Annotated in this window: 18 protein-coding genes and 1 riboswitch; of the genes, 6 read left to right on the top strand and 12 right to left on the bottom strand. The window is 74.9% G+C overall.

The features are described from left to right. Positions 1-3 precede the first annotated feature (3 nt). The 3 genes from I598_RS10180 to I598_RS10170 form a co-directional block, all read right to left on the bottom strand. Positions 4-717, bottom strand: a complete 714-nt coding sequence (locus tag I598_RS10180) for a DUF6226 family protein (protein ID WP_157557205.1) — start codon at positions 715-717, stop codon at positions 4-6. Positions 718-832: 115 nt separating this feature from the next. Then, positions 833-2,032, bottom strand: coding sequence for an O-succinylhomoserine sulfhydrylase (locus I598_RS10175; RefSeq protein ID WP_068205191.1), 1,200 nt, complete (start codon positions 2,030-2,032; stop codon positions 833-835). Between the two features lie 68 nt (positions 2,033-2,100). Next, positions 2,101-2,547, bottom strand: a complete 447-nt coding sequence (locus tag I598_RS10170) for a rhodanese-like domain-containing protein (protein WP_068205190.1) — start codon at positions 2,545-2,547, stop codon at positions 2,101-2,103. Positions 2,548-2,822: 275 nt separating this feature from the next. Beyond that, positions 2,823-2,938, top strand: a riboswitch (SAM riboswitch). Positions 2,939-2,969: 31 nt separating this feature from the next. Here I598_RS10170 and I598_RS10165 point away from each other — a divergent pair. Next, positions 2,970-4,397, top strand: a complete 1,428-nt coding sequence (locus I598_RS10165) for an aminotransferase class V-fold PLP-dependent enzyme (RefSeq protein WP_068202862.1) — start codon at positions 2,970-2,972, stop codon at positions 4,395-4,397. Positions 4,398-4,422: 25 nt separating this feature from the next. Here I598_RS10165 and I598_RS10160 read toward each other — a convergent pair whose 3' ends face one another. Then, positions 4,423-5,874, bottom strand: a complete 1,452-nt coding sequence (locus tag I598_RS10160) for an amidase (RefSeq protein WP_068202861.1) — start codon at positions 5,872-5,874, stop codon at positions 4,423-4,425. A gap of 498 nt (positions 5,875-6,372) precedes the next feature. Between I598_RS10160 and I598_RS10155 the strand changes: the two genes are divergently transcribed. Both I598_RS10155 and I598_RS10150 read left to right on the top strand, forming a co-directional pair. Then, positions 6,373-6,951: a GNAT family N-acetyltransferase gene (locus tag I598_RS10155; RefSeq protein ID WP_068202860.1), complete on the top strand. Its 579-nt coding sequence runs from the start codon at positions 6,373-6,375 to the stop codon at positions 6,949-6,951. A 247-nt stretch (positions 6,952-7,198) separates the two neighbouring features. Further along, on the top strand, positions 7,199-7,747 hold the full coding sequence (locus tag I598_RS10150; RefSeq protein WP_157557204.1) for a hypothetical protein: 549 nt from the start codon (positions 7,199-7,201) through the stop codon (positions 7,745-7,747). Between the two features lie 6 nt (positions 7,748-7,753). Here I598_RS10150 and I598_RS10145 read toward each other — a convergent pair whose 3' ends face one another. The 3 genes from I598_RS10145 to I598_RS10135 are packed head-to-tail and all read right to left on the bottom strand — an operon-like array spanning position 7,754 to position 11,477. Then, positions 7,754-8,791, bottom strand: a complete 1,038-nt coding sequence (locus I598_RS10145; RefSeq protein WP_083973154.1) for a MaoC/PaaZ C-terminal domain-containing protein — start codon at positions 8,789-8,791, stop codon at positions 7,754-7,756. After that, entirely contained in the window at positions 8,788-10,128 is a 1,341-nt protein-coding gene (locus tag I598_RS10140; protein WP_068202858.1) for a 3-oxoacyl-ACP reductase, read from the bottom strand. Before I598_RS10140 ends, I598_RS10145 begins: the two co-directional genes overlap by 4 nt. 17 nt (positions 10,129-10,145) lie before the next feature. Then, entirely contained in the window at positions 10,146-11,477 is a 1,332-nt protein-coding gene (locus I598_RS10135; RefSeq protein WP_068202857.1) for an acetyl-CoA C-acetyltransferase, read from the bottom strand. 89 nt (positions 11,478-11,566) lie between these two features. On the opposite strand from I598_RS10135, the gene I598_RS10130 reads away from it, so the two are divergent. Continuing rightward, a complete protein-coding gene (locus I598_RS10130) occupies positions 11,567-12,295 on the top strand; it encodes a TetR/AcrR family transcriptional regulator (protein WP_068202856.1) in 729 nt (242 codons plus the stop codon). After that, positions 12,295-14,403 carry an acyl-CoA dehydrogenase family protein gene (locus I598_RS10125; RefSeq protein ID WP_068202855.1) on the top strand — a complete coding sequence of 703 codons (2,109 nt, stop codon included), beginning with the start codon at positions 12,295-12,297 and terminating at the stop codon, positions 14,401-14,403. Before I598_RS10130 ends, I598_RS10125 begins: the two co-directional genes overlap by 1 nt. Before the next feature lie 21 nt (positions 14,404-14,424). Here the strand turns inward: I598_RS10125 and I598_RS17870 are convergent, their stop codons facing one another. Together I598_RS17870 and I598_RS10115 are read right to left on the bottom strand one after the other, a co-directional pair. Next, entirely contained in the window at positions 14,425-14,712 is a 288-nt protein-coding gene (locus I598_RS17870; protein WP_198155673.1) for a hypothetical protein, read from the bottom strand. 179 nt (positions 14,713-14,891) lie between these two features. Then, positions 14,892-15,371, bottom strand: coding sequence for a hypothetical protein (locus I598_RS10115; protein WP_068202853.1), 480 nt, complete (start codon positions 15,369-15,371; stop codon positions 14,892-14,894). A gap of 181 nt (positions 15,372-15,552) precedes the next feature. Here I598_RS10115 and I598_RS10110 point away from each other — a divergent pair, with 181 nt between their 5' ends. Further along, positions 15,553-16,110: a hypothetical protein gene (locus I598_RS10110; protein ID WP_068202852.1), complete on the top strand. Its 558-nt coding sequence runs from the start codon at positions 15,553-15,555 to the stop codon at positions 16,108-16,110. Positions 16,111-16,165: 55 nt separating this feature from the next. Here the strand turns inward: I598_RS10110 and crtI are convergent, their stop codons facing one another. From crtI to I598_RS10095, 3 genes are read right to left on the bottom strand one after another with little or no spacing between them, the layout of a single operon-like run. Further along, complete coding sequence (gene crtI / locus I598_RS10105) at positions 16,166-17,803, bottom strand: phytoene desaturase family protein (protein WP_068202851.1); 1,638 nt, start codon at positions 17,801-17,803, stop codon at positions 16,166-16,168. Beyond that, entirely contained in the window at positions 17,800-18,684 is an 885-nt protein-coding gene (locus I598_RS10100) for a phytoene/squalene synthase family protein (RefSeq protein WP_068205188.1), read from the bottom strand. The genes crtI and I598_RS10100 overlap by 4 nt, the downstream gene beginning before the upstream one ends. Continuing rightward, entirely contained in the window at positions 18,681-19,679 is a 999-nt protein-coding gene (locus I598_RS10095) for a polyprenyl synthetase family protein (protein WP_068202850.1), read from the bottom strand. Before I598_RS10095 ends, I598_RS10100 begins: the two co-directional genes overlap by 4 nt. Positions 19,680-19,731 lie beyond the last annotated feature (52 nt).

Here is a 19,731-nt window from a genome sequence, read left to right as displayed (position 1 = left end):
AGGCTAGAGGTGGCCGCCGACAGCCGCGTCCCCGACGGCGGTCCAGGGCTGCCAGCGGCCGTGCGGCAGGCTCCGCAGCAGTGCCCTGGCTGCGCGGACCTGTGGATCCCGGCGGTCGTGCCGCGTCTCACCCGACTCCCACTCGCCGTCGTCGTGGTCGGTGCTGAAGCCCACCCAGCAGGACAACGGGCCTGCGGACCGTACCCACTCGCGCGCACGACCTGCCGCGACCCCGAGCACCAGCGCCTCCAGGTCGTCCGCCATCGACTCGACCGAGTCGTCGCAGGCGTCGCACCCGCAGGACGGGAAGGACCTGCGGACGAGCGCGCCGGCTCGCACCTCGACGCCGGGGTAGTCGGTCCACGCGATCGAGATCGGGGCGGCGCCGGCACGGTGCGGCCGCAGGACGACGACGCGGAGCAGGCGCTCGACGTCCCCCCAGCCCGCCAGGGCCGGGTGAGCGGGGGCGGCCGGGGTGTGCGTCGTCAGGTCGGCCGGGGAGAGCTCGGCGACGTCGCCCGCGTAGGTCGCCGCCAGGTGGACGAGCAGCGTGTCCGCGACCGGGTGCAGAGCAGCGAAACGCTCCGGATGGGTGACGACGGAGTAGGCGTCCTCCGGCGGGCCGTCGTCACCCCATCGATCGCCGTACGTGAAGGGGCGACCGGCGTCGTCGAGGAAGACCTCGCGGGGCAGCGGCGGACGGACGTACGTGGTCATCGTCCGACGGTAGGACCGGCGGCCCGGGCACGACCAGCACTTTCGGACGGCGACCATGCCCGGTCGACGGCCGAGCATGCGCTGCCGGCGCATGCTCGGCGGGGGCGGGGGAAGGTCAGCCGCGCAGCGCCTGCGTGACGTCCTCGATGAGGTCCAGCGGGTCCTCCAGGCCGACGGACAGCCGCACGGTGGTCTCGTTGATCCCGACCGCGGCGCGGCCCTGGGCGCCGAGCTTGCGGTGCGTCGTCGTCGCCGGGTGCGTGATCAGCGACTTGGCGTCGCCGAGGTTGTTGGAGATGTCGACGATCCGCAAGGCGTCGAGGAACGCGAAGGCGTGCTTCTTCGCGGCCTCGGGCGTGGTGCCCTCGGGGACGTCGAGGTCGAACGTGACGACGGTGCCGCCGCCGGACTGCTGGGCCTTCGCGAGCTCGTGCTGCGGGTGCGAGGCCAGGAACGGGTAGCGGACGCCGGTGACGCCGTCGAGGCCGTCGAGGGCCTCGGCGACCTGCAGCGCGGCGGCGTTCTGGGCCCGCACCCGCACGTCGAGCGTCTCCAGGCCCTTGAGCAGCACCCACGCGTTGAACGGGCTGAGCGACGGCCCGGTGTGCCGCAGGAAGGTCTCGACCGGGCCGCCGAGGAACTCCTGCGAGCCGAGGATCGCGCCGCCGAGCACCCGCCCCTGACCGTCGATGTGCTTGGTCGCGGAGTACACGACGACGTCGGCGCCGAACTCCAGCGGCCTCTGCAGGATCGGGGTGGCGAACACGTTGTCGACGACGACGACGGCACCGGCGGCGTGCGCGAGGTCGCACACGCGCCGCATGTCCACGAGGTCCTGCATGGGGTTCGACGGCGTCTCGAAGAACACGACGTCGGCGGGGGTGGAGAGCGCCTCCTCCCACTGGGACTCGACGTGCCCGTCCACGAGGTCGACCTGCACGCCCCACTTGGCGAGGATCTCGGAGTAGATGACGTTGGTGGAGCCGAACAGCGCGCGGGCCGAGACGATGCGCGACCCGGCCGAGACCAGCGCGGCGAGCGTGGTGAACACCGCGGACATGCCGGACGCCGTCGCGTAGCAGGCCTCGGCGCCCTCGACGAGCCGCAGCCGCTCCTCGAACGTGCGGACCGTGGGGTTGCCGTAGCGGGAGTACACGAACCGCGAGTGGTCGCCGCTGAACGCGGCCTCGGCGTCGGCCGCCGAGTCGTAGACGTAGCCCTGCGTGAGGAACAGGCCCTCGGAGGTCTCGTTGAAGTCGGAGCGGCGGTGCCCGCCGCGCACGGCCAGGGTGGCGGGGCGCACGGTGTCGGGCAGCGGGCCGCGACCGGACCCGCCGACGAGCTCGGGGTTCGCGCCCGGTCCGGTGGGGATCTCGACGCGGGTCACGGCCGGTACTCCGTGGTGGGCAGGCCGGCGACCTTCCAGCCCTCGCGGGTGCGCAGGCCGTCCAGACCCGGCGCGCCCTCGAAGCCCTCGAGCACGTTGTACGACGGCGCGATCCCGGCCGACGTCGCCAGGCGGGCCGCGCCGATGGAGCGCTGGCCGGACCGACACAGGAACACGACGGGGCCGTCACCCGCGACCCCCGCGGCCGCGAGCTCGGTGAGGAAGCCCGGGTTGGGGCGGCCGTCGGCCGTGACCCACTGGGTGAGGACGACCTGCTTGCCGAGCTCCGCGACGTCGGGCACGCCGATCAGGCGCCACTCGCCCTCGGTGCGGACGTCGACGAGCACGGCGTCGGGGGATCCGGCGAGCAGGTCCCACGCCTGCTGCGGGGTGATGTCTCCGGCGTAGCCCTCGGCGGGCCGAGCCTGCACGGTCGCGGTCATCGCGCACTCCTCCATCGGTCGTGGCGGTAGCACCCGCGCCCGGTCCCCGGCCTCGCGTCGCGTCGACGGCGGTGCCCGGTCCCGCGGGGTTGCTGCGGCGTCGTCGTGCCACGTCACTCGGCCGCTCGGGATGGTCACGGCGATCGTACGACAGCGGTCCCGCTCTGCGGGACGGGTGTCTCGCAGAGCGAGCATGCGGGCGCTCATCGCCCGCATCGTGAGACACCCGTCCCAAGGCTTGACGACGGCAAGGTGGCGCCGCAGCATGGATGCCAGGTCATGAGCGCCAGCGCGAAGCCCCGGCTCGCTGGCCGGCAACCCTCCCCTCGCGGCGGGGTGCCCCGGGTGACGACCAGGCACGACGTCGACCGGCGTCGGGCAAGCGCGGGGAGGCACCTCCCCGGACCACAGGAGGTACCGCCATGACCACGCTCACCGAGGCCCCCGCCTGTACGCAGGTCGACACCGTCGCCGACCACGCCCCCGTCCTGCCCGTCACCGGGCACGACACCCTCGCGCCGCTCGTGGACGGCCGCCGCGTCCCCTACGCGAACCTCGACGTCGCGGCCTCCGCCCCGGCCCTGCAGGCCGTCGCCGACCGCGTCGCCGCCACCCTCCCGCTGTACGCCTCCGTGCACCGCGGCGCCGGATACCTCTCGCAGGTCTCCACCGCCCTCTACGAGCAGGCACGACGCACCATCGGCGACTTCGTCGGCGCCCGCGAGGACGACGTCACGATCGTCGTGCGCAACACCACCGACGCGCTCAACCTGCTCGCCGGCTGCGTGCCCGCCGCCACCGACGGCACGCCCGGCCGCGTCCTCGTCCTCGACGTGGAGCACCACGCGAACTTCCTGCCCTGGCAGCGCGAGGCCGACGCGACCGTCGTCACCGGGCGGGACACCGCCGCGGCCACCGTGCAGGCGTTGCGCGACGAGCTGGCCGCCGGGGCCGCAGCGGGCCGCGGGTACGCGCTGCTCTCCGTCACCGGGGCGTCCAACGTCACCGGCGAGGCGCTCGACGTCGCCGCGCTCGTCGCCGCCGCGCACGACCACGGCGCCCGCCTCCTCCTCGACGGCGCCCAGCTCGTGCCGCACCGCCGCTTCTCGCTGGAGGCCACGGGCGTCGACTACGTCGCGTTCTCCGGGCACAAGACGTACGCGCCGTTCGGCGGCGGCGCGCTGGTCGGCCGCCGCGACTGGCTCGACACCGGCACCCCCTACCTCGCGGGCGGTGGCGCCGTGCGCCGCGTTCGCACCGACGCCACCGAGTGGCACGACGCCCCCGCCCGCCACGAGGCCGGGTCGCCCAACGTGCTCGGCGCCGTCTCGCTCGCGGCCGCCTGCCAGGCCCTCGCCGAGGTCGACCCCGACGAGCTGCGCGAGCACGAGGACGCGCTGCGCCGTCGTCTCGTCGCCGGGCTCGGCGCCATCGACGGCGTCGACGTCGTGCACCTGTGGCCCGACGCCGCCGACACCGTCGGCGTGGTGACCTTCACCGTCGCCGGCTGCGACGCGGGCCTCGTCGCCGCCTACCTGTCCGCCGAGCACGGCATCGGTGTGCGCGACGGCCGGTTCTGCGCCCATCCGCTGCTCGCCCGGCTTGGCCTCGACGGTGGCGCCGTGCGTGCCTCCGTCGGCGTCGGCACCGCCGGCGAGGAGGTCGAACGGCTCGTCGCCGCCGTCGCGGCCCTCGTCGCCGACGGCCCGCAGGCGCGCTACGACGTCGTCGACGGGCTGTGGATCGTGGTGGACGACCCGCGTCCCGTGCCCGAGGGCTCCGGCCTGGAAGGTCTGCTCGCGACCGCCGCGCTGGGCGCCGAGGACGCCGTCGGCTGCCTGCCCGACTGACCTGCCGGGGGGCGAAGCCGACCGGCTACCAGACGGGCGGGTGCTTCTCCGGCCAGCGCAGCACGTCCTCGAGCTGGGCGGCGATCGCCAGCAGCGCCGCCTCCCCGCCCGGACGCCCGATGATCTGCACCCCCATCGGCAGCCCGTCGGCGGTCCAGTGCGCCGGCACCGTGATCGCCGGCAGACCCGCGACGTTCAACCACGACGTGAACGGCGTGTACTGGCACTGCTGGACGAAGTTGCGGTCCGGGTCCTCGGGGTCGAACCAGCCCACCGGGCGCGGCGTCATCGCCAGCGCCGGCGTCACCACCGCGTCCAGGTCGCCGAACCCCGCGACGAGCCGCCGCTCGAACGCCACCAGCGTGCGCAGCGCCGCCACCAGCTCGCGCGCCGGGACCTCCCGCCCGCGCCGCACCAGCCAGGCCGTCAACGGCTCCATCCGGTCCAGCGTCGCGTCGTCGTCGACCGGCACCGCCGACGCACCCGCCATCCACAGGGTGCGGAACGCGTCGCCGTACTCCGGCGCCGGGTCCCACGTGTGTCCCTCGACGCCGTGCCCCAGCCCGGCCAGCGCCTGCACGCCCGCGTCCAGGGCGGCCCGGGCCTCCGGCCCGACCGTGATGTCGTAGTAGTCGTCCCACGCCGACCAGGTCGTGACGCCCAGGCGGAACCGCCCGCCGTCGTCGTCCCGGCCCGCGACCTCACCACGCTGTGCCGCCGCCAGGTACGCCCCGGCGTGCGCCACCGGGGCGCGCAGCGTGAAACGGTGCGCGGCGGCGCCGTCGGGGCGACGCCGGATCATCCCTTCCAGCAGCAGCGCCGCGTCCGCCGTCGTCCGCGCCAACGGGCCGTTCACCACCAGCCCACCCGGAGCCTCCTGGCCCGAGCCCGACGGCAGCAGCCCCCGCGACGGCTTGAGGCCCACGACCCCGCACGCCGCCGCCGGGATCCGCACCGAACCCCCGCCGTCCGACCCCGGCGCGAACGGCAGCAGCCCCGCCGCCACCGCGACGGCCGCACCACCGCTCGACCCGCCCGCACCCCGCGACGTGTCCCACGGGTTCCGCGCCACCGGACCCGCCAGCGGCTCCGTGTACGCGGGGAACCCCAGCTCCGGCGCCGTCGTCCGCCCCAGGCTCACCAGGCCCGCGTCGTCGAGGTCGTCGACCACGTCGTCCGACACCTCCGGCACGAACCCCGCCAGCGCCCGCGACCCGAACCCCGTCGGCACCCCCGCGCGCGCCCACAGGTCCTTGTCGCCGCTCGGCAGGCCCCACAACGTGCCGTGGGGTGCCGCGTCGAGCGACGCCGCTCGCTCGCGGGCAGCGTCCGGAGTGACCAGGGAGAACGCCCCCAGCTCGGCGTTGCGGCGTTCGATCCGCGCCAGGAAGTGGTCCGTGACCTCCGACGGCGTCACCTCGCCCGCCCGCAGGCGGTCGCGCAGCTCGACAGCGGTCTGCTCGTGCAGGGCATCCATCTCTCGACCCTAGACCGGTGCGGTCGGTGCGGTCGGTGCGGTCGGTGCGTCCGGCCGGGTGGGGGCGGGAGAGGTGCTCGCTCGAATGAATCGGTCGCTGCGCTCCCTCTGCTCTCGCGAGCACCCCTCCCGCCCTCACCCGACCTCTGTCCGTCGCGAGTCAGCGCAGGGCGGCGCGAGTCAGCGCAAACTTTGGCCAGTCAGCACACGACGGCGCGAGTCAGCGCGCGGGTGCGCACTTCCTCAGGCTTCGTAGCGCGACTGGTGAGGAGGTGTGCGGTCGCTACCGGTCGGGCCGCCGAACCTGGGGCTTCCAGGTCGGGATGCCTGAGGAACGTTGCGGCGCGATCGGCCGGTCGCCAGCCAGCGCAGGGCGGCGTGAGTCAGCGTGGGTCACGACGGCGCAGCGCACCTCGTCGACCGCAGCGTCGGTACCGAGGGCGGACGTCACGGCGAAACCTGTCGTCGTCGGCGCCCGAAGCGCGGAAGGATGTGCCCGTGCGACACGGCCTGCGACTCACCGCCCACGGGCTCCGACTCGAACCGCTGGAGCGGCAGCATGCCGCCGACCTGCTCTCCCTCATCGACGCGGACCTCTGGTTCGGCATGGTGTCCCCGCCGCCTCGCACGGTGGCCGACGTCGAGGCGATGGTCGACGCCGCGCTGGCTGCCGACGGCACGTACGCCTTCGTCGTCGTCGGCCCGGAGGGCGAGGTGCGCGGCTCCACCAGGTTCTACGACCACGTGCCCGCGCAGCGGCGTGTCGAGATCGGCTACTCGTTCTATGGGCGGCAGTGGTGGGGCGGGCCGACCAACCCGGCCTCCAAGCTCGCGCTGCTCACGCACGCCTTCGACGTCTGGGAGGTCCAGCGGGTCGCCCTGCGCGCCGACGCGCGCAACCTCCGTTCGCGCGCCGCCATCGAGCGGCTGGGGGCCCGGCCCGAGGGCGTGCTGCGCAAGCATCGGGTGGCCGCTGACGGCTCGGTGGGGGACACCGCCTACTACGGCATCGTCGACGACGAGTGGCCGGACGTGCGGGCCGGGCTCGAGGCCCGCCTCGCCGCCATCGAGCGCTGACTCGCGCCGACCCGCGCTGACTCGCGCCGACCTGCGCTGACTGGCGCCGACCTGCGCTGACTGGCGCCGACCTGCGCTGACTGGCGCCGACCTGCGCTGACTGGCGCCGACCTGCGCTGACTGGCGCCGACCTGCGCTGACTCGCGCCGACCTGCGCTGACTGGCGTCGAACAGTGCTGACTCGCGGGAGGACGCGGGATGGGCGCGTGACGCCGGTCACGACACGGACCCGCTACCGTTCGCGTCCATGAGACCGATGACGTTCCTGTTCTGGGGCCTGCTGATCGTGGTCGTCGACATCCGGGTCGACGGGTTCGACCTGGTGGTGGACGCCGTGGGGTGGCTGCTCGCGGTGATCGGGACGGGGCGGCTGCGGGCGGTCGATCCCTGGTTCCGCGCCGCGTTCGGCGGGGCGGTGGTCGGCGGGATCGGCTCCCTCGCCCAGGTGGTCACCGGCACGCCGGGGATGATCCAGACGGCGGTCGAGACCGTGGCGATCACCGTCGTGGTGTTCGGGGTCTGCACGGTGGTGGCGAGGGCGGCGGCGTTCGAGCACCCGACCCTCGCCGGTCGGGCGCGGGCGATCCGTGCCGCCGACGTCGTGACGTCGGCGGTCTCCCTGGTCCTGTCCTTGCTGACCGGTGGTGCGACGACCGTGCCGGTGATGGGCGCGACGGTGGTGCTCGTGCTGCTGTTCGCGCTGGCCACGCTGGCGGTGCTGGTCTGCTTCCTCGTGCTCGTGTGGGTGGTGCGGCGCCGGTTCGACGTCGTCGACCCGGCGCCGGCACCTGCCTGAGCCGGGCTACAGCGGGGTGACCTCGCCGCGGAAGTGCCGCCGTCCGCGGCGGGCGTTCCAGCCGACGTAGCCGAACCCGTCCGGCGTCTCGGTGAGCTCCGGCATGACGGCGACGTCCACGGTGCCGGGGAGCAGCACGGGCTGCGCGAACTCCACGGTCCACCGGTAGGCGTCGCCGCGGGCGTGCCCAACGTCGGCCAGCGCCCGGGAGGCGGTGTACATGCCGTGCGCGATGGCGCGGGGGAACCCGAACGCCTTGGCTGACAGCGACGACAGGTGGATGGGGTTGCGGTCGCCGGACACGGCGGCGTACGCGCGGCCGGTCCCGGGGCCGAGGGCCCACCGTCCGGTCGGCAGCGGCGGCGCCCACGCCTCGTCCCGCGCGGCCGGCTCCCCGGCGCGGTCGGCGCCGGTCACCGAGGGCTCGTCGGCCTCGTCGGCCTCGTCGGGCTCGGGCGCGGTGAACCCCTTCGCCAGGTACGTCGAGATCCCGCGCCACAGCGGCAGGCCGGAGTCGTCGCCGTCGGGCCGGATCTCCGTGACGAGGTCCACCTGGACGCCGCGACGGTGGGGCCGCAGGTTCTCGGCCCAGGCGCGCACCTCGAGCACGTCGCCGAGCCGCACGGGCCCGCGCATCTCCACGTGGTTGGCGAGGTGCACCATGCCGAGCAGGGGCAGCGGGAAGTCCCCGCGCACCATGACGGCGGTGGCCAGCGGGAACGCGAGCACGTGCAGGTACCCGGCGGGCAGCACCTCGCTGACGGGCTCGTGCAGCAGCCGCTGGTAGTCGCGCAGGTGGCCGCGCAGCTCGGACGTCGTGACGCCGGAGACGCGCAGCGCCACGGTGGGCAGCACGAGCGGCCGCTCCGCGTGGTCCGGCGAGCCCGAGCCGATGACAGGCAGCGACGGCAGCGCCCGACCGGCCGCGATACGACCGGACGCCGCGGCGCCGCGGGCGTACAGGCCGGCGAGGCCGGGCAGGGTCTGCTGGGTCTCGACGTGCAGCACCTGCCCGGCGCCGGTGCGCCAGGGCGCGGCCGTCACTGGCCCACCAGGTGCTGGCCGCACACGCGCAGCACCTGCCCGTTGACGCCCGCGGCGGCGGGAGAGGCGAGGAACGCGATGGCCTCGGCGACGTCGACCGGCTGACCGCCCTGCGCGAGCGACGGGATGCGGCGCGCCACCTCGCGGGTCGCGAAGGGGATGCGGGACGTCATCTCGGTCTCGATGAAGCCGGGCGCGACGGCGTTGGCGGTGCCGCCGCTCGCGGCGAGCAGGCGCGCGGTGGCACGGGTGTGCCCGATGACGCCCGCCTTGGAGAACCCGTAGTTCGTCTGCCCCTTGTTCCCGGCGATGCCGGACGTCGAGGCGAGGGACACGATGCGCAGCCCGTCGATCCCGGCAGCCAGCAGCACCTCGTTGATGCGCAGCTGCGCGGCGAGGTTGACCGCCACGACCGACTCCCACTGCGCGGGCTTCATGTTCGCGAGCAGCTTGTCCCGCGTGATGCCGGCGTTGTGCACGACGACGTCGAGGCGGCCGTGGCGCTCGCGGGCGTGGTCGAGGATCCGCTGCCCGGCGTCGTCGGCAGTGACGTCGAGCTGCAGCGTCGTGCCGCCGACGGCGTTGGCGGTGGCGGCGAGCGCCTCGCCCGCGGCGGGGACGTCGACGCAGACGACGATGGCGCCGTCGCGGGCGAGGGTGCGGGCGATGGCCGCGCCGATGCCGCGGGCGGCACCGGTGACGACGGCGACCTGGCCGTCGAGCGCCCGGTCCCCGACGATGCCCGTGGCGTCGGCCGTGCCCACGCGCAGCAGCTGCCCGTCGACGTACGCGCTCTTGGCGGACAGGAAGAACCGCAGGGTGGCGAGCACCGACGGGTGGCCCACCTCGACGTCGTCGGTCAGCACGATCCCGTTGGACGTCGACCCGCCGCGCAGCTCCTTGCCGAGCGAGCGCACGACGGCGTCGACGCCCTGCCGGGTGGCGGCGACGGCAGGGGAGTCGTCGGCGGCGGGGGCCCGCGAGACGGTGACGACGCGGCCGTTGCCGGCGAGGGAGCGCAGCACGGAGCCGACGGCGAGGACGGGCTCGGTGACGGCGGTGGGCTCGGCGGCCTCGGTGAGGACGACGACGACGGCGCCCCAGCGGACGTCGTCGTGGTGGTCGCGGCGGACGTCGAGGTCCCAGCCGAGGAGCGTCCGGGCGACGGCGTCGGCGTCGGCCTTGGAGGCGGCGTCCGCGAGGACGAGCACGGGGCCGACGGTGAGCGGGTCGCCGTCGCGGTACCGGCGCAGGATCGCGGGACGGGGCAGGCCGAGCTTCTTGGCGAGGGTCTTGGTGAACCCGGAGTTCACGGCCTGGGCGTAGCGGTCGGTCATGACGTCTCCTTCCGGGGTCAGGCGGACTCGAGGATGGCGGTGGCGCCGAGGCCGCCGGCGGCGCAGATCGAGATGAGCGCGCGGGCGGGCTTCCCGGTCTCCGCGGCCTTGCGCGCGAGGAGCTTGGCGGTGGTGGCGACGATGCGGCCGCCGGTGGCGGCGAACGGGTGGCCGGCGGCGAGCGACGACCCGGCGACGTTGAGGCGGTCGCGGTCGACGCTGCCGAGCGCGCCGGTGAGGCCGAGCTCGTTCTTGCAGTAGTCGTCGTCCTCCCACGCGGCGAGGATCGTCAGCACGGTGGAGGCGAACGCCTCGTGGATCTCGACGAGGTCGAAGTCGGCGAGGGTGAGGCCGTTGCGGGCGAGCAGGCGCGGGACGGCGTGCGCGGGTGCCATGAGCAGGCCCTCGTGGCCGTGCACGAAGTCGACGGCGGCGGTCTCGGCGTCGACGAACCGCGCGAGGACGGGCAGGTCGTGGGCCTCGGCCCACTCGCGGGACCCGAGCAGCACGGTGGAGGCACCGTCGGTGAGCGGGGTGGAGTTCCCGGCCGTCATGGTGGCGGGGGTCTCGAGGGACCGGCCGAAGACGGGCTTGAGGCCGGCGAGCTTCTCGGCGGAGGTGTCGGCGCGGACGTTGTCGTCGCGCGTGAGGCCGCGGAACGGGGTGACGAGGTCGTCGAAGAACCCGGAGTCCCACGCGGCGGCCATGTTCTGGTGGCTGGCGAGCGCGACCTGGTCCTGCGCCTCGCGGGTGATGCCCCACCGCGCGGCGGTGATGGCCTGGTGCTCACCCATGGACAGGCCGGTGCGGGGCTCGTCGGTGGCGGGCACGAGCGGCTTGAGGTCGCTCGGGCGCAGCTTGGCGAGCGCCTTGAGGCGGGCCTGGAGCGTCTTGGCGTGCTGGGCCTCGAGCAGGACGCGGCGCAGGCCCTCGCTGACGGCGACGGGCGCGTCGGAGATGGTGTCGGTGCCCCCGGCGATGCCGGAGTCGATCTGGCCGAGCCGGATCTTGTTGGCGACGGTGATGGTGGCCTCGAGCCCGGTGGCGCAGGCCTGCTGGAGGTCGAAGGCGGGGGTGGCGGGGTGCAGGGCGGAGCCGAGCACGGACTCGCGCACGAGGTTGAAGTCGCGGGAGTGCTTGAGGACGGCGCCGCCGACGACCTCGCCGATGCGCTCGCCCTGGAGCCCGAACCGCGCGACGAGGCCGTCGAGCGCGGCGGTGAACATCTCCTGGTTGGACGCGTCGGCGTACTTCTTGCCGGCGCGGGCGAACGGGATGCGGTTGCCGCCGACGACGACGGCGTCGCGGACGCCGGTCTCCGTCGTGGCGGTGGTCTGACGAGTGGCCACGGAGTGCTTCCTCACACTGGTCGATTTCAGGTAGTACTCACAGTACCTGATACTGTGAGTCTCGTGAGACGGATCACAGGGGGTGGCCGATGACGGTCACGACGGACGGCCACCAGGCGCGACCCAGGCCCGACGGGCGGTCGACCCGGTGGGACGATCATCGCGCCCAGCGCAAGGCCACGCTCGTGCGGGAGGCCCGACGGGCCGTGCACGAGCTCGGCCCCGGCGCCTCGATGGACGAGATCGCCGCGATCGCCGGCACCTCCAAGTCCATCTTCTACCGCTACTTCGACGACAAGGCCGGGCTGCGGCTCGCCGTCGCCGAGAGCGTCGTGCGCGGGATGCACCGCCGGCTCGCCGAGGCCGCCCACGAGGCGCCCACGCCGAACGCGGCGCTGCGCGCCATGGTGCGCACCTACCTCCAGACCATCGAGAGCTCGCCGAACGTCTACTGGTTCGTGACGCGCACGGCCATCGGTGGCAACGAGTCCGACGACGGTCGTACGGAAGCGCTCGGCGCCTACCTCGACTCTGTGATCACGCTGGTCGCCGACCCGTTCGCGCAGGCCGCCGGCGTCCCCGCCACGACCGCCGCCGCCTGGGCCGCCGGAGCCGTCGGCTTCGTGCGCGGCTCGGGCGAGTGGTGGCTGGCGCACTCCCGCGCCGAGGGCCACACCCGCGACGAGCTGGTCGAGCAGGTCACCGCCTGGCTGTGGACCGGCCCCGTCGGCGTCCTCCACCACGACGGCGCCGCGACCCGGCGTCCCGCCGACGCCCCTGAAACCCCTGACAACCCCGAGACCGCGCAGGAGTCCTGATGACGACGACGTCCGCACCCGCCACCGGCCACGACGACCACGCCGGACCCGACGACGCCACCACGGCGCGCGTCGACGTGGCGGGCCTCGCCGAGCTGCTGCTGGGCCGCTGGCCCGAGGAGCGTCGTCGCGCCCGCGCCCGCGCCGGGGAGCCGTACTACGCCAAGGACGAGTCCCTCACCCCGGCCGAGCACCGCGAGCGCACGCTCGAGCAGATGCGCGCCATGGTGGCCTCCGACGACAAGCTGTCGTGGCTGGCCTTCCCAGAGCGGCTCGGCGGCTTCGACAAGCCGGGCGCCAACCTGGCGTGCTTCACCGAGCTCGTCGCGGCGGACCCGTCGCTGCAGATCAAGTCGGGCGTGCAGTGGGGCCTGTTCGGTGCGGCGATCCTGCACCTGGGCACCCCGGAGCAGCAGGACCGCCTGCTGCCGGGCGCGATGGACCTGTCGGTGCCGGGCGCGTTCGCGATGACGGAGACGGGCCACGGCTCGGACGTCGACTCGATCGGCACCACGGCGACGTACGACCCGGCGACCGAGGAGTTCGTCCTGCACACCCCGTTCCGGGGCGCGTGGAAGGACTACCTGGGCAACGCGGCCGTGCACGCGACGGCGGCGACGGTGTTCGCGCAGCTGATCACGAACGGCGTGAACCACGGCGTGCACTGCTTCTACGTCCCCATCAGGGAGGTGGCGCCGGACGGGAGCGCGGGCGCGTTCCTGCCCGGTGTGGGCGGTGAGGACGACGGCCTCAAGGGGGGTCTGCGCGGCATCGACAACGGGCGTCTGCACTTCGACCACGTCCGGGTCCCGCGCACGGACCTGCTGGCCCGCTACGGCTCGGTCGCGGCGGACGGCACGTACTCGTCGCCGATCGACAGCCCCGGACGACGCTTCTTCACGATGCTCGGCTCGCTCGTGCAGGGCCGCGTGTCCCTGGACGGCTCCGCGGTGACCGCCGCGAAGCTGGGCCTCGCGATCGCGGTCAGGTACGGCGCGGAGCGCCGCCAGTTCGCCGGGTCGACGGGGGAGGAGGTCGTGCTGCTCGACTACGCGACCCACCGGCGTCGGCTCTTCCCGCGCATCGCCGAGGCGTACGCGGGCCACTTCGCCAACGAGCGGCTGCTCGACCTGTTCGACGACGTGTTCTCCGGCGCGCAGGACACCCCGGAGCGCCGCGAGGACCTGGAGACGACCGCGGCGGCCCTGAAGTCGACGTCGACGGCGTTCGCCCTGGACACGCTCCAGGAGTGCCGCGAGGCGTGCGGCGGCGCCGGGTTCCTCACGGAGAACCGCATCACCTCCCTGCGCGCCGACCTCGACGTCTACGCGACGTTCGAGGGCGACAACACGGTGCTCGCCCAGCTCGTCGCGAAGCGGCTGGTCGCGGACTACGGCCGCGAGGTCAAGGGCGCGACCCGCACCCCGGCGGGGATGGCGCGGTTCGTCGTGGAGCGGGCCACCTCCGCGGCGCTGCACCGCACCGGCCTGCGCCGGGCGTCGCAGGCGCTCCTCGACGTCGGCGACCCGCGTCGCGCGGCCGGGCACCTGCGCGACGCGGCGACGCAGCGCGAGCTGCTCGCCGACCGCGTCGCGACCATGGTCGAGGAGGTCGCCCAGGCGATGCGCCCGGCCCTCAAGGCGGAGCCGGTGGAGGCCGCTCGGATCCTGGACGAGAACCAGACGGCGCTCGTCGAGGCGGCCCGCGTGCACGCGGACCTGCTGCGCTGGGAGGCGTTCACCGAGGCGCTGGAGACGATCGAGGACACCGGCACCCGTCTGATCATGACCTGGGTGCGCGACGTCTTCGGCCTCACCGTCATCGAGCGGAACCTCACCTGGTACCTGCTGCACGGGCGGCTGTCCGACCAGCGGGCGCGCACGGTGACCGGCTACGTGGACCGGCTGCTGCGGCGGCTGCGGCCGCACGCCGTGGACCTGGTCGACGCGTGGGGCTACGGCCAGGAGCACCTGCGCGCGCAGATCTCCTCCGGTGCGGAGGCGGAGCGGCAGGACGAGGCGCGCGCCTACTACCAGGCGCTGCGCGCGTCGGGGAACGCTCCGGTCAGCGAGAAGGCGCTCCGCAAGAAGGCGCAGAAGCAGCGCTGAGCGCGGCTCCCGGGCCGGTCGTCAGGCGGCGACCGGCGCGGGAGCGCCGGCCGGCTGCACCTCGGTGACGGGGGCGGCCGCGGGTTCGGCGGCCGGTGCGGCGTCCCGCAGGGGGACGCCGAGCGTCACGGTGGCGGGCCGGGCCTGCGCGCGCGGCGCGGGCACGGCGCGGGCGACGAGCCCGGCGCCGCCGAGCCCCACCAGGACCGCCAGGACCACGAGGACGGTCCAGCCCAGCGCCATCGACGCGCCGAGCAGCATCCCGTCCCCCACGACGACGGCTCCCGCCGTCCACAGCACTCGTCTCATTCCCCCGACCTCCACGGTCCGCCTCTCCGTGTCAGTACCCAGCACACGTCACTTCCGCGCCGAGCGCATCCGCTGGAGCGGTCGCGCTGGTCACAAGTCGGTACCGACTGGCCGTCGCCTCAGGGGAACCTCAGATCCTGGACGCCGGAGGCGGACGAACCGGGCATCCGGCCCGCCGCTCAGCGGGCGTGCAGGGCCGCGTGCTGGAGGCTGTGACCGAGCAGCAGCGGCGACGCCGCCGGGGTGAGCGCCTGGCGGTGGAGCTCCCCGGTCATGCGCAGCGCGAGCTCGAGGCGCACGGCGACGGCCGACGCGGCACTGAGGCGCCCGCCGAGCACGGGGTGCGGCATGAACGTCAGGACCTCGTCCGGGCCGGGGGAGACGCCCAGCGCGGCGGCCTCGAGGACGAGGTCCTCCAGCAGGAGGTCCTGCCGCCCCTCGGCGGAGTCGAGCTCGGCGGTGAGCTCGACGGCGGTGGGCCACCGGAGCTCCAGCGTCCCTTCGACGGTGTCGAGGAACCACCAGCCCTCCAGGGACTCGAGCAGCACGTCACCGAACACGGTGGCGAACCGGGGGGTCCGGCCGGCCAGGTCGAGCCACGACCAGGCCGCCAGCCCGTACTGGAAAGCGCGGGGTGCGAAGGGCCTGAGGTGTTCCACGGTCGCATCAAAGCACGGTCGGCAGATACGTGGAACCCCGCGTCGCACTGAACAAGATGTGACGGGGTTCACGGGTGCACGTCACGTTCTTCACGAGTTGTTCATGCCCAGGGGCGCCGGGAACCATCGCCCGCGGTGCCCCGTTCCACCAGGTACCGCACCCGACCCGGAGGACGCCCCCGTGACCATCCTGCGCCGCCCCGACCCTCGTACCGTCGCCCTCGCCGGCCTGACGACCTGTGCCTGGTACGCCGTCCCCGACGTCGTCGGCCCGCGGTGGGGCCGCGCGCTGGCCAAGACGGCGGTCGCGACGGCCGGCACGGTGCTCGCCGTCGCCGCCACGCGGGACGGCCGCGAGCTGCGCGACGGGATCCGGGGCGCGGTGGGCGAGGTCCGCTCCGTCCTCGACGACGACGGCCGCGCGGACCACCGCCCGGACACCGCCGCCACCGACGACGACAACCCCACCCCGCTGCGCCCGCAGGACGGCGGCGAGGAGGTCGTGCTGCGCGCCCCCGTGGCCGCGGGAGCGGCGGTCGTCGGCCTCACCGTGACCGTCGCGCTCGTCGTCGCCGGCGAGAAGTGGGCCTACCGGCGCGGCGAGGCCCTGCGAGCCCGGGGGGTGCGAGCCCCGCACACCCGCGTGGGGCTCGTCGTCGGCCTGCTGACGGCGGCGCTCGCCTCCGTCGACGTCGACCTGGACGACGAACCGGCACCGGCGGCGCCTGCGGCCGCCTGAGCGGACGGGGTCAGCGGAGCAGCCAGGTCACGATCAGCAGCTGCTCCACCAGGAATCATGCTCCCGCGACGGCGCGGGCGGCGCCGGGCTCGGACGGCACCGGCAGGGGCGCGGCCCCGGTGTCCCCGCGCAGCCGCTTGACGACGAGCTCGGCGCTGATGAGGCACATCGGCAGGCCGACGCCGGGGATCGTCGTCCCGCCGGCGTGCAGCAGCCCGGCGACCTTCGACGACACGTTGGAGCCGCGCAGCATCGCGCTCTGCCGCAGCGTGTGCGCGGGCCCGAGCATGCCCCCCGACCACGACGCGAGGTCGGTGGCGAAGTCGCCCGGCCCCACCGTCCGGCGCACGGCCACGCGCTCGGCGAGGTCGGGCACGCCCGCCCACCGGGCCACCTGGTCGACCGCCGCGTCGGCGATCTCCTCGACCAGGGCGTCGCCCGTGCCGTCGACGCCGCCGCGCCCGATCGCCGGGTCGGCAGGCACGGGCACGAGCACGAACAGGTTCTCGTCGCCGTCGGGCGCGACCGTCGGGTCGGTCCGGGACGGCGCGCAGACGTACGCGGACGCCGGACGGGGGACGCGCCCGGCCCGGATCGCCCCGAAGTTCTCCGCCCAGTCCGCGGTGAAGAACAGGTTGTGGTGCGCGAGCTCCGGCACCCGGCCTCGCACGCCCAGCATGGCGAGCACTCCGCCGGGCCCCGGGTCGCGGCGCGACCACGAGCGGTCGGACCGGCTGCGCAGCCGGGGCGGGAGGAGGTCCTGCTCCACGTGGTGCAGGTCCGCGGCCGTCACGACGACGTCGGCGGCCGTGCGGTGGGCGGCGCCGTCGGCGTCCGTCCACCGCACGCCCGTGGCCCGGGCCCGGGGGCGACGCGGACCGGGGAGAGGAGCCCCGGTCCGGTCGTGGTCCCCCGGGCGGGCCCCGACGGCGGAGGTCGTGATCGCGGTGACCCGGGCGCCGGTGCGGAGCGTGACCCCCGCCTGCGCGGCCAACCGGGCGACCACGTCGACCAGGTGCGCGAACCCACCCCGGGGGTAGCGCACCCCGCCGTCGAGATCGAGAGAGCTCATGAGGTGGTAGAGGGCGGGCGTCCGGTCGGGGGACGACCCGAGGAACACCGCCGGGTAGCCGAGCACCTGCCGCAGCCGGACGTCGTCGAACCGGGACGCCACGAACCCCTCCAACGAGCGCCCCAGCAGCGGGGCGAGCCGCGGCAGAGCGCCCACGACCTCGCGCGAGGCGAGCGGCCGCCACGACGCGAACGTCGTGTACAGGAAGTGCCGCAGGGCCATGTCGTAGGCGTCGCCGGACGAGTCGAGGTAGCGCTCCAGGCGAGCGCCCGCCCCGGGCTCGACCGCCTCGAACGCGGCGACGTTCGCCGCCCGGTCGCGCGCCACGTCGAACGGGCCGTCGTGACCCTCGAAGAGCACCCGATAGGCAGGCTCCGGCGCGACGAGGTCGAGCACCTCGGCGGTCGAGGTGCCCATGAGCGCGAAGAAGTGGTCGAAGACCTCGGGCATGAGGTACCAGGAGGGACCCGTGTCGAAGCGGAAGCCGTCGCGCTCCCACGACCCCGCGCGTCCGCCGAGGGCGTCGTGCCTCTCCAGCAGCTCGACCTCGTGCCCGTCGCGCGCGAGCAGCCCGGCGGTCGCCAGCCCCGCGATGCCGCCACCCACCACGACGACCCTCATGAGCCGCGCCGCATCGACTCGCGCAGCACGGCCTTCGCGACCAGACGCGCCTTGGCGTGGTCCGGCACCCGCACCCGGCGCTGCCGCAGCTCGGCGGCCGGCGTGGCCCGCAGCCGACGGGACAGCTCGGCGAACAGGTCGTGCGCCACCCGCACCGCCAGCCGGCTCGACCGGGGGAGCCGGTCGATCGCGGCGGACGCCGCGGCGAGGTCCGCGTCGACGTCGTCGAGGAGCACGTCGCGGGTCGCGTCGTCCAGGTCGCCGTGCACGCCGGGGAAGTAGGCGCGGCCGCGGGCGTCGAGGTCGTCGGCGAGGTCCCGCAGGAAGTTGACCTTCTGGAACGCCGCCCCGAGCCGGGCGGCGCCGGGTGCCAGCTGCTCGTAGGCGTCGTCGTCGCCGCCGAGGAAGACCCGCAGGCACATGAGGCCCACGACCTCGGCCGAGCCGTGGACGTACACGGCCATGCTCTCGGCGTCGTGCTCGCGGACCGACAGGTCGGTGCGCATCGACGCGAAGAACGGGTCCACCAGGACGGGACCGATGCCGAACCGGCGGGCCGTGCGGGCGAAGCCGTGCACCACGAGGTCGGTGCTGTGCCCACGCCGCACTGCCAGCGCGGTCGCCCGCTCGAAGCCGTCGAGCAGCTCGGCCCGCTCGGCGGTGGTGAGCGAGGCGTCCACGTCGTCGACGATCTCGTCGGCGATCCGTACGAGCGCGTAGATCGCCCGCACGTGCTCGCGGACGTCCGGGCCGAGCAGCCGGCAGGCCCAGCCGAACGAGGTCGAGTACTCGTCCACGACCGCCGCCGCGACGCGTGCCGCGGCCGCGTCGTAGGCGCCGGCGCGACCGTCGTCGGTGTGCACGGGTCGGGTAGCCGTCATGCCGCCCACGCTCCCACGCCCCGGCCCCGCGGCGGAACCGCGAGCGCCAGCAGGTCGGACACGAGGTCGTCGAGCCCGAGCCGGCGGGCCTGCTCGCTGGCCATCAGCTCGTACCGGTCCGCGAGGTCCTCCGTGGCGGCCCGTGCCCCGCACCGCTCCAGCAAGGTCCGCACCTGGGCGAGGTCGTCGTCGGTGGCGTCCCGGCGTCCCAGCGCCGCGGCGACCTGCGGCCAGTCGGCCGTGGTGCGGGCGAACGCGACGAGGGCGGTGCCGCGCCCCTCCCGCAGGTCGGAGCCGGACGGCTTGCCGGTGCTGGCGGGGTCGCCGAACGTGCCGAGGACGTCGTCGCGCAGCTGGTAGGCGATCCCCAGGTCGCGACCGAGGCGTCCGAGGTCGTCGTCGAGCTCGTCGCACCCGGCGAGCGCCCCGGCCAGGCGCAGCGGCAGCTCGAACGAGTAGGCGGACGTCTTGAGCCGTGCCGTGACGACCACGTCGTCCAGCGCGGGCGGCCGGTGGCTGAACCACAGGTCGCGAAGCTCGCCGTCCACGCTCAGCCGGATCGCCTCGTCGACGAGGTCGAGCAGGCGCGGGACGACCGCGGGGCGGGCGCCGCTCAGTGCGACCGCCCGGACCGCGCCGGCGAGCGCGAGGTCGCCGGCGAGCAGACCGGCGGCCGCGCCGTACCCGTGCGCGGCGTCGTCGGGCAGGCCGTGGGCGCGGGCGTGCGCGGCGTACCGACCCGCGACGTTGGGCCGGCCGCGGCGGAGCTCGTCGTCGTCGATGACGTCGTCGTGCGCGAGGAACGCGGTGTGCAGCAGCTCGACGGCCTCGCCGACGGCGGTGACGACGGCGTGCGGCTCCGGGTCCTGCCGGCCGGAGGCGAGGACGTCGTGCGCCCCGACGAGCAGGCGGGGGCGCAGACGCTTCCCGGCGGGGGCGACAGGGCTCGTCGTGGCCCATGGGGCGTCGTCGGCCGGCAGGTGGGAGGCGTCCACCACAACTCCTTAGTTCGGGCAGTAGTTAGCCTAACAAGAAACTAGTTCGGCT

This window comes from Isoptericola dokdonensis DS-3, from assembly GCF_001636295.1.
GTDB classification, from domain to species: domain Bacteria; phylum Actinomycetota; class Actinomycetes; order Actinomycetales; family Cellulomonadaceae; genus Isoptericola; species Isoptericola dokdonensis.
Note: the sequence above shows the minus strand (reverse complement) of the source record. Positions and strands in the feature narration are given on the sequence as shown.